15 protein-coding genes are annotated in these 12307 nt (G+C 63.6%); 12 read left to right on the top strand and 3 right to left on the bottom strand.

Going from position 1 to position 12307, the window contains the following annotated elements; translation table 11 throughout:
- The first annotated feature begins 68 nt into the window (after nucleotides 1-68).
- Nucleotides 69-716 (top strand): fructose-6-phosphate aldolase, encoded by a 648-nt coding sequence (gene fsa, locus TC41_RS14455; protein WP_012811990.1) that lies wholly within the window; start codon nucleotides 69-71, stop codon nucleotides 714-716.
- 383 nt (nucleotides 717-1099) lie between these two features.
- Nucleotides 1100-2404: a transcription termination factor Rho gene (rho, locus tag TC41_RS14450; protein WP_014465805.1), complete on the top strand. Its 1305-nt coding sequence runs from the start codon at nucleotides 1100-1102 to the stop codon at nucleotides 2402-2404.
- A 112-nt stretch (nucleotides 2405-2516) separates the two neighbouring features.
- Here the strand turns inward: rho and TC41_RS14445 are convergent, their stop codons facing one another.
- Nucleotides 2517-2732 carry a hypothetical protein gene (locus tag TC41_RS14445; RefSeq protein ID WP_014465804.1) on the bottom strand — a complete coding sequence of 72 codons (216 nt, stop codon included), beginning with the start codon at nucleotides 2730-2732 and terminating at the stop codon, nucleotides 2517-2519.
- A gap of 247 nt (nucleotides 2733-2979) precedes the next feature.
- On the opposite strand from TC41_RS14445, the gene rpmE reads away from it, so the two are divergent.
- From rpmE to TC41_RS14415, 6 genes are all read left to right on the top strand, one after another.
- Entirely contained in the window at nucleotides 2980-3195 is a 216-nt protein-coding gene (gene rpmE, locus TC41_RS14440) for a 50S ribosomal protein L31 (protein ID WP_008338223.1), read from the top strand.
- A gap of 146 nt (nucleotides 3196-3341) precedes the next feature.
- On the top strand, nucleotides 3342-4412 hold the full coding sequence (gene prfA, locus TC41_RS14435) for a peptide chain release factor 1 (RefSeq protein WP_014465802.1): 1071 nt from the start codon (nucleotides 3342-3344) through the stop codon (nucleotides 4410-4412).
- A 29-nt stretch (nucleotides 4413-4441) separates the two neighbouring features.
- Nucleotides 4442-5356: a peptide chain release factor N(5)-glutamine methyltransferase gene (gene prmC / locus TC41_RS14430; RefSeq protein ID WP_237699969.1), complete on the top strand. Its 915-nt coding sequence runs from the start codon at nucleotides 4442-4444 to the stop codon at nucleotides 5354-5356.
- Between the two features lie 76 nt (nucleotides 5357-5432).
- Nucleotides 5433-6128, top strand: a complete 696-nt coding sequence (spoIIR, locus tag TC41_RS14425; protein WP_014465800.1) for a stage II sporulation protein R — start codon at nucleotides 5433-5435, stop codon at nucleotides 6126-6128.
- 22 nt (nucleotides 6129-6150) lie between these two features.
- Nucleotides 6151-7233 (top strand): L-threonylcarbamoyladenylate synthase, encoded by a 1083-nt coding sequence (locus TC41_RS14420; RefSeq protein ID WP_014465799.1) that lies wholly within the window; start codon nucleotides 6151-6153, stop codon nucleotides 7231-7233.
- A 156-nt stretch (nucleotides 7234-7389) separates the two neighbouring features.
- The gene (locus tag TC41_RS14415) at nucleotides 7390-7566 is read left to right on the top strand and encodes a hypothetical protein (protein ID WP_237699968.1); all 177 of its coding nucleotides are present in this window, start codon (nucleotides 7390-7392) and stop codon (nucleotides 7564-7566) included.
- A 163-nt stretch (nucleotides 7567-7729) separates the two neighbouring features.
- Here the strand turns inward: TC41_RS14415 and TC41_RS16055 are convergent, their stop codons facing one another.
- The gene (locus TC41_RS16055) at nucleotides 7730-8584 is read right to left on the bottom strand and encodes a hypothetical protein (protein ID WP_148260224.1); all 855 of its coding nucleotides are present in this window, start codon (nucleotides 8582-8584) and stop codon (nucleotides 7730-7732) included.
- 157 nt (nucleotides 8585-8741) lie between these two features.
- Here TC41_RS16055 and TC41_RS14405 point away from each other — a divergent pair, with 157 nt between their 5' ends.
- Nucleotides 8742-9509, top strand: a complete 768-nt coding sequence (locus TC41_RS14405) for a YoaK family protein (RefSeq protein ID WP_041695526.1) — start codon at nucleotides 8742-8744, stop codon at nucleotides 9507-9509.
- Between the two features lie 8 nt (nucleotides 9510-9517).
- On the opposite strand, the gene TC41_RS14400 is transcribed toward TC41_RS14405, so the two are convergent.
- Nucleotides 9518-10288, bottom strand: coding sequence for a C40 family peptidase (locus tag TC41_RS14400; protein ID WP_237699967.1), 771 nt, complete (start codon nucleotides 10286-10288; stop codon nucleotides 9518-9520).
- Nucleotides 10289-10443: 155 nt separating this feature from the next.
- On the opposite strand from TC41_RS14400, the gene TC41_RS14395 reads away from it, so the two are divergent.
- The 3 genes from TC41_RS14395 to TC41_RS14385 all read left to right on the top strand — a co-directional run bounded on the left by TC41_RS14395 (nucleotide 10444) and on the right by TC41_RS14385 (nucleotide 12225).
- Entirely contained in the window at nucleotides 10444-10998 is a 555-nt protein-coding gene (locus TC41_RS14395) for a manganese efflux pump MntP (protein ID WP_014465792.1), read from the top strand.
- A gap of 92 nt (nucleotides 10999-11090) precedes the next feature.
- Nucleotides 11091-11624, top strand: coding sequence for a low molecular weight protein arginine phosphatase (locus tag TC41_RS14390; RefSeq protein ID WP_308727031.1), 534 nt, complete (start codon nucleotides 11091-11093; stop codon nucleotides 11622-11624).
- The gene (locus TC41_RS14385) at nucleotides 11599-12225 is read left to right on the top strand and encodes a TIGR01440 family protein (RefSeq protein ID WP_014465790.1); all 627 of its coding nucleotides are present in this window, start codon (nucleotides 11599-11601) and stop codon (nucleotides 12223-12225) included. Before TC41_RS14390 ends, TC41_RS14385 begins: the two co-directional genes overlap by 26 nt.
- Nucleotides 12226-12307: the final 82 nt, after the last annotated feature.

Raw genomic sequence — 12307 nt, 5'->3', positions numbered from 1 at the left:
CCGAGCATAGAGAAACAGGGTGGCGACCGGAGAACCGGAGATTTTGGGGACAGGAGAGGATGAGGAACATGAAGCTGTTCATCGATACGGCCAATGTCGACGAAATTCGCCGGGCCGCGGACATGGGGATTCTGAGCGGCGTCACGACCAACCCGAGCCTGGTGGCCAAAGAGGGTCGCGACTTCGTTCAGGTGCTGAAGGAAATTGTCGAGATCGTCGATGGGCCCATCAGCGCCGAGGTGGTGAGCCTGGACGCCGAGGGCATGGTGAAGGAGGCGCTGCCTCTCTCGGAGATTCACCCCAACATCGTCATCAAGATCCCGATGACCGCGGAAGGCCTCAAGGCGGTCCATCAGCTCGCGAAGCGAGGGATTCGGACGAACGTGACGCTGATTTTCAGCGCGAACCAGGCGCTGCTCGCCGCGCGCGCCGGCGCGTCGTTCGTCAGCCCCTTCATCGGTCGCTTGGACGATATCAGCATGGATGGCGTCGAACTGATTGCGGATATCGCGCAGATCTTCGACATCCATGGCATCGAAACGGAGATCATTGCGGCCAGCATTCGCCATCCGATGCACGTGACCGCGGCGGCCAAGGCAGGCGCGCACATCGCGACGTGTCCGTTTAGCGTGTTGGACCAGATGATCAAGCATCCGCTGACGGACCGCGGCATCGAACGGTTTTTGGCCGACTGGAATAAGATGAGCCAGAAGTGAGCGGCGGCCAGGGCTGGACTGCCGGCCCTGGCTCGTTTTCATTCGAACCGCCTTCATTTCGACAACACTCGCCCTTGTAGAATCTCAAGGGCGTGTTTATACTACGAATAGCCGCAACAACGTCCGGTTGAGCCGTTGGATTCGCTTCTCCGCGCTCCTCGCGCGCAGCGCTTCTCCTCGCATTGAAGACTCCAATGGCCTTCACCTGGATGGCACGTACTGTGCTGAATCGCCTCTTTCTAGACTGTGATCTGGGTCCCCGAGTGGTGTGAGAACAAGCCGCGACGACGCAAGGCGCATAGAATGACGCAGCCCGCCTCAGGCCGTCTGAATTTACCCGGGCGCGGCGTGTGCCGCCGGGACACGAATGTGAGGGACGATGCTTGGACATTCGAGAACTAGAAGAAAAGAAATTAACAGAGCTATACAAATATGCTCGAGAATTTCAGATCCCGCACTACGGATCGATGAAAAAGAAAGAGCTGATTTTTGCCATTCTCAAAGCCCAGGCCGAGCGGGACGGCCTGATGTTCGCAGAAGGCGTGCTCGAAATCATGCCGGAAGGGTACGGATTTCTCCGGCCCGTGGGGTATCTGCCGAGTCAGGAGGACATCTACGTCGCGGCATCCCAGATTCGGCGGTTCGATCTCCGGACGGGCGATCTCGTCAGCGGAAAAGTCCGACCGCCCAAGGAGAACGAGCGGTACTTCGGCCTCTTGCATGTCGAGGCGGTGAACGGTTACAGTCCCGAGGTAGCTGCTGAACGGCTTCACTTCGCAGCGCTCACTCCGCTCTTTCCTTCCAAACGCATCGTGCTTGAGACCACACCTGAAAACTTGGCCACGCGCCTCATCGACCTGTTTGCGCCCATCGGCTTCGGGCAGCGCGGTATGATTGTGGCGCCACCCAAGGCGGGCAAGACGGTACTCTTGAAGGAGATTGCCCACAGCATTGCCACCAATTATCCCGATGTGCATCTGTTTGTGCTGCTCATCGACGAGCGCCCCGAAGAGGTGACCGACATGCAGCGCTCGGTCAAGGGAGAGGTGATTGCGTCCACGTTTGACGAGGTTCCTGAAAATCACATCAAGGTGTCGGAACTCGTCTTGGAACGGGCGCTGCGCCTTGTCGAGCACAAGCAGGACGTGGTCATCCTTCTCGACAGCCTGACGCGGCTCACGCGCGCTTACAACCTCGTGGTTCCCCCGTCCGGCCGCACGCTTTCCGGCGGCATCGATCCGGCCGCATTTCACCGCCCGAAGCGTTTCTTCGGAGCGGCGCGCAATGTCGAGGAGGGCGGAAGTCTGACCATCCTCGCTACGGCGCTCATCGATACGGGCTCGCGCATGGACGACGTGATCTACGAGGAGTTCAAGGGCACGGGCAACATGGAACTGCACCTCGACCGCAGGCTTGCCGAGAAACGCGTGTTTCCTTCCATTGACATTCGCCGTTCTGGGACGCGCCGAGAGGAGGCACTGATGTCCAAGGAAGAGCTTGAAAAGGTGTGGGCGATTCGCAAATCCATGGGCGATAACCAGGACTTCACCGAGATGTTCCTGCGCAAGTTCCGGCATTATAAGACGAACAGGGAGTTTCTCGACAGCCTGAGCCTCAACCGGGTCGAGCGAAAGCCCGCATCGAGTTCAGAGAAGCCCGCGGCGCAACCTGTCGCGAGCGAGACGTGAGCGCGTAAGCGCAAAAACCCTCCGACCGAGACGGGGAGGGGGTGGGTTTCGCCGTGCAAGGTTGTGCGGCCGCAATGATGCAAGCGTGACGCTGCCTCGCCGTCCGAGGATCTTACTCCCATTCGTCCGGCCAAGGGGGAAGAAAGACAAAGCTCGGTTGGTTGGACGAGGGCGACGCGGAGACCGTGGCCTGCGCCGAAGCGTGATGCGGATGAGGAACCGTGTTGGCAAACGCGGTGCTGGCCCAGACCAAGCTGCCGGAACCTGCGGTTGCGGCGGTCACGGCCAAGATGAGACCCATCCATCGCGACGTGCTCACAAATACCATCCTTTCCCGGTGTTCATTTCATAACATCTCGTTTTCTTGATCATCCAAGAGCTCTTGGATCTCGCGCGCACTTTGAGCGTACAAGCTTCCGCCCGTGTGCCGCAATGCACACGCGTACGGATGTGATATGATCTTGTAAAGAAGGCTCCGCCGACGAGGCGTCGTATGGCTGCGAATGGTGCGTGACAATCGGGAAGCCATTTGTTATAATCATCGGCAGTGTGTTTAAGCAGATAGGGGTGAAACCATGAAGCCGGACATTCATCCGCCCTACCATACAGTCACGGTGACGTGCGCTTGCGGAGAGACGTTCGAAACCGGATCGACGAAGGAGTCTATCCGCGTCGAAATCTGCTCGAAGTGCCACCCGTTCTTCACCGGTAAGCAGAAGTTGGTCGATTCGGGCGGCCGCGTCGACCGGTTCAACCGCAAGTATGGGCTTCAGGCTCAGGGCGAGCGCTGAGCGCAAAGGGGACTCAAGCCATGGTTGGCTCACCGGCCGCGATGGGAGGCGGGTGGGCCTGCTTTGGCTTTTTCTGTTCATGGCGTTCTCCCGGCCGGCTCCTCTGAGAGAGGGGAAACAGCTGGGGGTTGGAGGGAGGTGCGTCGATGTTCGATCGTTTGGCAAGCATGGAAGAGCGGTACGAACACCTGAGCCAGCTGCTCTGCAGGCCGGATGTGTCATCGGATCCAGATAAGCTCCGGTTATACGCCAAGGAACAGGCGGAGCTGGCGGAGACGGTCGAGGTGTACCGCGAGTGGAAGCAGGTCTCTCAGAACATCGACGAGGCCAAGGCGATGTTGCAGGATAAGCTCGACGACGACATGCGCGAGTTCGTCCGGGCTGAACTGGCGGAACTGCAGCGTCGGCGGGAGGGTCTGGAGCACCGGCTTAAGATTCTCCTCCTCCCCAAAGATCCGAACGACGACAAGGACGTGTTCGTGGAAATTCGCGCTGCGGCCGGAGGCGAGGAGGCTGCGCTCTTTGCCGCCGAGCTTTTACGCATGTATCAGCGCTACGCCGAGAAACACGGCTGGAAGACCGAGATCATCGACGCCAGCTACACGGACATGGGTGGATTCCGCGAAGTCGTGATGGCCGTGCACGGCAAGGGCGCGTATGCCAAGCTGAAGTTTGAGAGCGGAACGCACCGAGTGCAGCGCGTGCCGGTCACGGAGTCGGGCGGCCGGATTCACACGTCGACGGCGACCGTCGCGGTTCTCCCGGAAGTCGAGGAGGTCGAGGTGGAGATCCACGAAAAGGACCTCCGCATCGACACCTTTTGCTCGACGGGACCTGGCGGGCAGAGCGTAAACACCACGCAGTCGGCGGTGCGGATCACGCATCTTCCGTCGGGAATTGTGGTGTCTTGTCAGGACGAGAAGTCGCAATTGAAGAATAAAGAAAAAGCGATGCGGGTGCTGCGCGCGCGCCTGTATGAGAAGGCTCAGCGCGAACAACAGGAGGAGCTTGCGGCCAAGCGGCGCCTCCAGGTGGGCACGGGTGACCGCAGCGAGCGGATACGCACCTACAACTTTCCGCAAAGCCGAGTGACGGATCATCGCATTGGCTTGACGCTACACAAACTTGACGCCGTCTTGGACGGTGAGCTGGATGAGATCATCCAGGCGCTCATCGTCGAGAGTCAGGCGGAGATGCTGAGGGTCAGGGAAGCATGAGCGAGGCCAAATATTTTGTTGCAAGATTGTTGAAGGCAATCGCGGAACAACTTCCCCAGTCACCGGCGTACCGAGCGTTGCCGCTCGACGAGCGCAAGCGGCTCGCGGAACGCGAGGCGGAGCAGATTGTGGCGCACGCGCTCGGCTGGGATCGCGTGAAGCTCCTTCAGTCGCTTGGCGACGAGGTGCCCGACGAGGTTGCGGAACGTGCCGCTCGGCTTGCTGCCCTGCGAGCCCAAGGGGAGCCGCTTGCGTACGTTCTCGGGAAACAGGATTTTTACGGCCGGACGTTCGAAGTCGGGCCGGATTGCCTGATTCCGCGCCCTGACACCGAGGTGCTGGTGGAGGAGGCCATTCGTTTTCTGAAGCGCATGCCCAGCGGAACGCGGGTCATCGACGTCGGGACGGGGTCCGGGTGCATAGCCGTCTCCATCGCGCTCGCGTGTCCGGGCGTGTCGGTCACGGCCGTGGATCTTTCCATGGACGCGCTTGCGGTGGCCCGCCGCAACGCCGAGCGGTTCGGCGCCGTGGTCGATTGGGCGGCGGCGGACGGCATCGAGTGGCTGATTGAAAGGGCCCAACGCGGGCGGCCGTGGCACGCCATTGTCAGCAATCCTCCATATATTCCCACGGGCGAGATCGACCAGTTGGAACCGTCCGTGCGCGACTATGAACCGCGGCTCGCCTTGGATGGCGGTGAGGACGGGCTGCAGTTCTACCGGCGGATGGCGGCATTGCCGCCGTACGTGCTGGCCCGCGGCCGTGCCGGCGTATTCCTCGAGGTGGGCCACAACCAGGCCGATGAGGTGGCTCGCCTGTTTGCGCCGTGGAAGGAACGCGGTTTTCGCGTGCGCAAGGTGAAAGACCTGCGGGGGGTCGATCGCGTCATTGCCGTGACGCGCGAACCCGGATCTCCCCCGGAGCCGGAGAATCTCTCAATCTAGCGCAGCGCGCCGCTAGTGGTTTAAGATTCGCGACTCCCGTCCATACTGACTGCCAGAACGGCAGGAGGGATGGACGATGGGGTTTGCGAAGCGGTTTGCGGGATTCGTCACAGCCATCTTGGTCGGCGTGGCGCTGTCGAGAGCGGCCATGGCGCACGCCAACGTGCGCGGTGTGGGCGACGGCGACGTGCTTGCGAGCATCGCGGCGCCTCACGCGCCGGCGATTCCGGAGGATGCACTGCGGCTTCGCATCATCGCGAACAGCGACAGCCCGCGGGATCAGGCGTTGAAGCTCGCGGTGCGCAACGCCGTGATCGAACAGGTAGGCCGTTGGCTGCAGGGCGCCCACTCCGAAGCGCAGGCGCGGGCCATCGTGGAGGCGCACGTGCCGCAGATTCGCGCCACGGCGCAGGCGGTGGAGGCGGCGTGGCACGTGGACGAGCTGGTCCAGGTGGAAGTAGCGCGGGTGCCGTTTCCGACGAAGGTGTACGGCAACCTCGTGTATCCCGCGGGCGAGTACGAGGCGCTGCGCATCGTGCTTGGTCGAGGCCAGGGCGCCAACTGGTGGTGCGTCCTGTACCCGCCGCTTTGCTTCATTGACATCACGGAAGGCGATGCCGTGCCCAACACCGGAGGATTTCCCGATCTGCCGCCGCTCGAGACCCTGTCCATCCCGACGGGCGACGGACAGACCCAGAAGGTTCAGGTGCGGCTTTGGACGCTCGATCACGCCGAAGAATGGATTCGCGCGATTGCGGCGCGCTTTCACTGAGGAACATGAGGAGAGGAATGGAATGCAACGATTGACGGTGGCTGGGATACGCCAGGAAGCGCAACTGCGCGAGATGTTGAAGGAGCCCGCCCAGTCTCTTCGACGCGGCGGGCTTGTGGCGTTTCCCACCGAAACGGTGTACGGCCTCGGCGCCAACGCACTTCAGGAGGATGCGGTGAGGCGCATTTTTGCCGCCAAGGAGCGGCCGCGCGACAATCCGCTGATTGTGCACATCGCGGAGGACCATCAGCTTCGGGACGTGATCGACGAGAACCAGCCCTTGCATGAGGATGCGGTGCGCCTCATGCGCGCATTTTGGCCTGGGCCGCTCACACTGCTCTTGCCGGCCGGAACAAGGCTCGCGCCATCCGTTCACCCGGGTCAGCCGCTCGTCGGCGTGCGGATGCCGGATCATCCCGTGGCTCGGGCGCTGATTGCCGAGGCGGGCGTTCCGGTGGCGGCGCCGAGCGCCAACCGGTCCGGCAGGCCGAGCCCCACGACGGCCGACGATGTGGCGGCCGATCTCGGCGAACGGATGGACTGGCTCGTCGACGGCGGGCCGTGCCCTATCGGCGTGGAGTCGACGGTGCTGCTGCTCGAGCCGGACTGCGCGCGCATTCTCCGGCCGGGCGGCGTGACGCAGGAGATGATTGCGAGCGTGATCGATCGGCCGGTGCTGTACGCGGCCGACGTGTTTGACGTGGCGGCTGCGCCTCTGGCGCCCGGCATGAAGTACCGCCACTACGCGCCGGATGCCCGAGTTCACGTGTGGTGGGGAGAGCCGGAGGCCATCGATGAGGCCATGCGCGCCTTTTTGCTCGAGGCCGTGCAGGATGACGACCTGATGGTGCCGGCGCTCATCGCGCCGGATGACTTCGTGCGGCGCTTTGGATGGGCGCTAGCGGACGAGCGGCAGGCTGCCCTTCCCGCGGATACGTATGCGGAGGAGCTCGCGCGCCACTTGTACCGCCTGCTGCGCGCCTTCGACCGCGCTGGGGCGACCGACGTGCTCGTCCACGGCGTGGACCCGACGCACGGCGTGGGGGCAGCCGTCATGAATCGACTGTACAAGGCGTCGGCTGGCCGCGTGCGATGGGTTGGCTAGTTCGTCTTCCAAAATGATCCTGATGTATGGCGAAACTTCGGCGCCAATTCGAACAAAGTGCGACAAGTCTCCTGAAGCCGCTTTCATCTGCGGATGCCGCAGCGAGCGCCGGATATAATGGCGGTGTCAACAGGGAAGAACGATGAAAAGCGGGAGATGAGCAATATGGAGCTGGCTTTGTTCATCATCACCATGGCGCTGATTTTGGTTGTGGGTGCGGCGCTCCTGATCGGCAACCGCGTGGTGGATCGGATGGTTCATGAGGATTCGCGCGAGGCCGAGGCGCTCCTCGCCGCAGCGGCTGCTCGCAATCGGCAGCGCACTTCGGCGTGAGCGGGTAATCTTGCCATTCGGCCAGCGCTTCCCATACATCGGACAAGAGGGGCAGTCCCTCGTGCGTGGCACGCTTGGGACAGCCCCTCTCGTTTTTTGCTGCGCGATGAATGGTTTGCGCCGCCGCGAAAGACCGGCAGAAGCCATCTCCGTGCGCGTCACGTCAGTGCGCCGTCGCGTTGTTGGCGCCGGGCCCGCCAACCGCCGAGGAAGGAAACGGTCCTGGCGTCGCGTTTTCCGGACTCGGCGGATTCGCGCGAGGCGACTCCGTGGTCGCCAGGCTCGATCCCGTTGACGTGCTGTTCGTCTGCGGCGCTGGCGTCGCGCCGGTAGCATTGCCGCTCGAGGGCGAGGATTGCCCGCCGGCCTGAGGCTGAGCGCTTCCGCTGGACCCGCTGGGCGAAGTCGCGTTGCCGCCCACTGGGTTCCCGCCCATTCCCGCGCCCGTCTCGCCTGTTCCCATGGACGAATTCAAGCTTGTCCCATTGGACGTCACACTCGTATTCCCCTGTTCGCCTGTGGGCTCGCCACCAAGGCCCGCGCTTGCGCCGTTACCGTATGCGCTTTCCCCACTCGCGTTGGTTTGGCTCGCTGGCAGGGTCTCGCTGCTTGAAGTCGAGCGAGAGGGCGTAACCCATGTGCCACCTGACCTCCATCCGCTGCCTCCGCTCGCGCCCGACGAAGTGCTCACACCCTGCGTTTTGGGAGGCATCGTCAGCGGATTCTCGACCGTTGCCACCTGTTCATTCGGCGACCACACAGGCTCGTTGGTCGGCACAATCTCGTTCGATCCCGCCGACGACGCGGAGGTACCTTGACCTGAACCTCGCGACGTCGGCCCTACGTGGCTTGTCCCGTTCAATCCAACTGCAGGATGGGCGGCGGCCAGGGCGTACGCCTGCCAGCGCGTGTTCATCCCGAAGATCATGAACCAAGCGTAGCTTGCGAGAACCGCGCATCCCGCACCACCCGCTATCCACTTCGCCACCCGCCGTCTGGGCCATCGGCTCTTGTTCACGGCCTATCCGCTCCATTGGTCATCCAGAGTCGACAACATTATCGCGCACCTGGTCGAATTTTGCGAGAGATTTGTGTGCGGCGAGTCGTGGTATGATTGATGAAGGAAGATACGCCAGAAGCATGCATTCCGAAGAAACCTGGGGAGGAGATAGGGGTTGGAGCGACGAGAGATGTCGGCCGTCTCCGCTCGCGTGTTTCTTTTGGTATTGACGGCCGTTTCGGGCTGTGTGGACGCCATGAGCTTCATGCGGCTCGGTCAGGTATTCACCGCGGCCATGACGGGCAACACGGTGCTCGGCGGGATCGCAGTCGCCGCGGGAGATTTTCGACATGCTGTGCACTACCTCGTCGCCCTCGTCGGATTTGCGTGCGGTGCCGCTGCATCCAGCTTTGTGGCGGCAAGTGAGCGGAAGCGGTCCGCATGGAGCCGCATCGTGACGCACGCGCTGTGGCTTGAGCTCGCGGCGCTTGTCGCGTTCTGGATCGCCGCGGACGCGCTGGGGCCCGCAGGCGTGGCGCGCCACACCGCTCTGCTCTTGTTTGTCCTCGCGTTCGGCATGGGGGCCCAGGGCTCGATGGCGCGCCGCGTTGGCGTCAATGGCATCACGACGACGGTCATCACGAGCACCACGACGGGGCTCATGGAGACACTGGTCTGGAAACTGATGGGACTTGCGCCGTCGCGGCGCGACCGTTCGGAGCCTTTCGATTCGACCAAGCCGTGGCTCGTGTGGATGTGGGTGTTGGCTGTGGTGATTTACGGCGTGGGGGCCGGCCTCGCGAGCCTCGTCATTGCGCACGCCGGCTACAACGAAATGGCCATTCCCGTCGGGCTCGTGGTCATGACCATCGCGTGGGGGCTGTATCAGACGCGCCCGAAGGCCGAGAGCTCGCAGGCGAGCCGACCGGCTGTGGATCGCTGACGATAAGCTCAGAACAGCCGGCGGACGTCTGCGATGCGGGCTGTCAGGCCGCTCCCTGGGCCGACGGAGAGGCGCACGACCTCGCCGGCGGACGGGTCGCACGCGGCAATCTCGTCCGCGCCCAAGTAAATGCCGACGAGCTCGCCGCGGTCGAGGAGGACGAGATCGCCCGGCCGCACGTCCCACACCGGGACGCTCACACCTGTCGCCTCCCACAGGCCGTCGAGCGTGGTGGGGAGGCGGTACCCGAGAGCGCGGCGGTACACGGCTGCGATGAACGTGGCCGGATCGCAAAAGCCCGTTGTAGGATCCGCGCCCCACGCGAGCGGCATGCCCACGAGCTCCTCGGCGGCCTGCAGGACGGCCGCCACCTTGAGCGGCTCTGGGGCCGAGCGCCTCGCCGACGCGGACGGATCGAGCGCCACGCCGGGAGGCGTCTCGGAGAGCGAGGGGCCGACGGCCATCTCGGCGCGTTCGCCGTCGACCGCGGGCTCGATATGCCGATTGCGGCTCCATACGGTCGCGAGCAGTTGTCGGCCGTCCTCGGTTCTGCACACGGCGCGCTGAAAATCCTCCAGCGCCGGGTGAGCTCGGATGTAGTTCTCCACCGCAGTCGGGGTGAGGACTATCGCGCTGTCGCCGACCGCCTTCGGATCGGGCCGGACCACGATGGTGACCTCATGCATGCGCCTGTCCTCTATGGTTTCCTCAATTCTCCAAAGCGCCGGATTCGCCTGAGCTGGGGGTGCGAAACTCACCGTTGCCGTAATTTCCAACATCACAGCCCCCAGGGCCCACCCTCTGCGATGCACCCCAATCCCACCCTTGTGGTTGTTTATGGATATATTTCCTCCTTGGGGAATTCCCTATCCCCTCCATCATGGCGCGGACAGGCTGCGCATATAGATGGAGAGGTGTAAAGGAGGGGGCGTCGTTGTCCAATCTGCAGGCGGCGATTGAGATCGCCATGATGGCTGTGGCGCTCGGGATGGATGCGCTGTCCCTGAGCATCGGCGTGGGACTCGGTGCCATCACGCGGAGGCAGGGGATCGAACTCGCGTTGACCATCGGCGTGTGGCATGTCATGCTCACGCTCGTCGGCCTCGTCTTTGGCGATCTCGTCGGCCACTATCTGGGCCATGTGGCGCGCTGGTTCGCTGCGTTGGTGGTGCTGGGGCTTGGACTGCACATGGCGTATCACACGTGGAGATCATCCGAGGAGCCCCCTCCGCGGCCGCTCGGAAACGCATTGGCCCGCATGACCTTCGCGGCCAGCGTCTCCATGGACGCCCTTTCGGTCGGGTTTGGTCTTGGGTTGAAGACGGTAGCGTACGGGGTGACCTCCGCCCTGGCGTTCGGCGTGGCAAGCACCTTGATGTGCGGGATGGGACTCCTGATTGGCCGGCAGTTCGGGCGGGCAATCGGCCGGGTGGGCGAAATGGCGGGAAGCGCCATTCTCATCCTGTGCGGGCTGATGTGGCTCGTGTAATCAGGAGCATCCGACGGCGTCGTTCGATTTGCGAGCGCCCTAGGAACCTCCTATACTGAAGGCAAACGTAGAAGCAAACCAAAGCCAAAAGCATGGAGGAAACAATGCAGATTCTCTTCGTCTGTACTGGAAACACTTGCCGCAGTCCGATGGCTGCGGCCTTCTTGCGTAAGCTCGTCGAGGAGCACGCGCTCGACTGGAACGTCGATTCGGCAGGCCTGATGGCCATGGAAGGTGCCCCCATGACGGAGCATGCAGCGCAGGCCCTCGCGCGCCGGCAGGTCCCTGCAGAGGGTCACGCCGCCAAGCGCCTGACTCGGGAGATGCTGCGCGAGGCCGATCTCGTCCTCACCATGTCGCGATCGCACAGGCAGGCGTTGGTGGACGTGTTTCCCGAGCTCGCTGAGAAGGTGCATACGCTGTACGCGTTCGCGCATGAGGTGCCGGAGGACGCGTCGCAGGATGTGGTGGACCCGTTTGGCGGTGGCGAGCAAGAATACGAAGCGTGCGCTGAACATCTCGCCGATCTCGTCCAACGCGCGTTTGCTCGCCTGGTGCGGGATGCAGCGGGCGGCGCGGTGGAGAAGGGGGAGGGTGGCGATGGCGCCTCCGAGCAGGGAGATTGAGGCCGAATCGATTGCGTCGGTCCGGCGTGACTTGCCGGTGCTCCTGGCGCACCTCGCGCGCGAGGCGAACCTGGGTCCGGGCAAGCTCCTGGTGGTGGGCGCATCGACCAGCGAGGTGGCAGGGGAGCGCATCGGAAGCGCCACGTCCGTCGCCATCGGACAGGCCATCGCGGACGTCGTGCTTGCATTTGCCCGGGAAGCGGGGTGCAACGTGGCCTTCCAGTGCTGTGAGCACCTGAATCGCGCGCTCGTCGTGGAGAGGGCCGTGGCGAGATCGCGCGGCTTCCAGGAAGTCACGGCTATCCCCGTGCCTGGCGCGGGTGGCGCCGCGGCCGCCGCGGCGTATTGGGCGATGGAGGATGCTTGCCTGGTGAGCTCCGTGGCCGCGGATGCGGGGATCGACATCGGCGACACGCTCATCGGGATGCATCTGCGGCCCGTCGCGGTGCCCGTTCGAGGCCCCCTGCGCGAAGTCGGGCGCGCGCACGTGGTCATGGCGCGATCGCGCCCGCCCCTCGTCGGCGGCGCCCGCGCGGTGTACGACCCCGAAGAGGCGCGCCGGCGGATGTCCGCCGACACGCCGCCTCGAAGAGACGCGTGAGCCAAGCGCGTGTCTTGCCCCGTCATCCCGCGCCCGTGCGCGGTTCCGGGCTTGTGCGCCGCGTGTTCGAACCGTAAGATGA

This window comes from Alicyclobacillus acidocaldarius subsp. acidocaldarius Tc-4-1 (genome assembly GCF_000219875.1).
Lineage (GTDB): Bacteria > Bacillota > Bacilli > Alicyclobacillales > Alicyclobacillaceae > Alicyclobacillus > Alicyclobacillus acidocaldarius_A.
This window is presented reverse-complemented; position numbering and strand designations above follow the sequence as displayed.

Bases quoted from the DNA above. Each gene is read 5' to 3' on its own strand.
- TC41_RS14415 (WP_237699968.1), top strand. From the start codon at position 7,390: ATGAGCAATATGGAGCTGGCTTTGTTCATCATCACCATGGCGCTGATT.
- spoIIR (WP_014465800.1), top strand. From the start codon at position 5,433: ATGGGGTTTGCGAAGCGGTTTGCGGGATTCGTCACAGCCATCTTGGTC.
- TC41_RS14400 (WP_237699967.1), bottom strand. From the start codon at position 10,288: ATGTTGGAAATTACGGCAACGGTGAGTTTCGCACCCCCAGCTCAGGCG.
- rpmE (WP_008338223.1), top strand. From the start codon at position 2,980: ATGAAGCCGGACATTCATCCGCCCTACCATACAGTCACGGTGACGTGC.
- TC41_RS14445 (WP_014465804.1), bottom strand. From the start codon at position 2,732: ATGGTATTTGTGAGCACGTCGCGATGGATGGGTCTCATCTTGGCCGTG.
- TC41_RS14390 (WP_308727031.1), top strand. From the start codon at position 11,091: ATGGAGGAAACAATGCAGATTCTCTTCGTCTGTACTGGAAACACTTGC.
- fsa (WP_012811990.1), top strand. From the start codon at position 69: ATGAAGCTGTTCATCGATACGGCCAATGTCGACGAAATTCGCCGGGCC.
- TC41_RS14385 (WP_014465790.1), top strand. From the start codon at position 11,599: ATGGCGCCTCCGAGCAGGGAGATTGAGGCCGAATCGATTGCGTCGGTC.
- prfA (WP_014465802.1), top strand. From the start codon at position 3,342: ATGTTCGATCGTTTGGCAAGCATGGAAGAGCGGTACGAACACCTGAGC.
- TC41_RS14420 (WP_014465799.1), top strand. From the start codon at position 6,151: ATGCAACGATTGACGGTGGCTGGGATACGCCAGGAAGCGCAACTGCGC.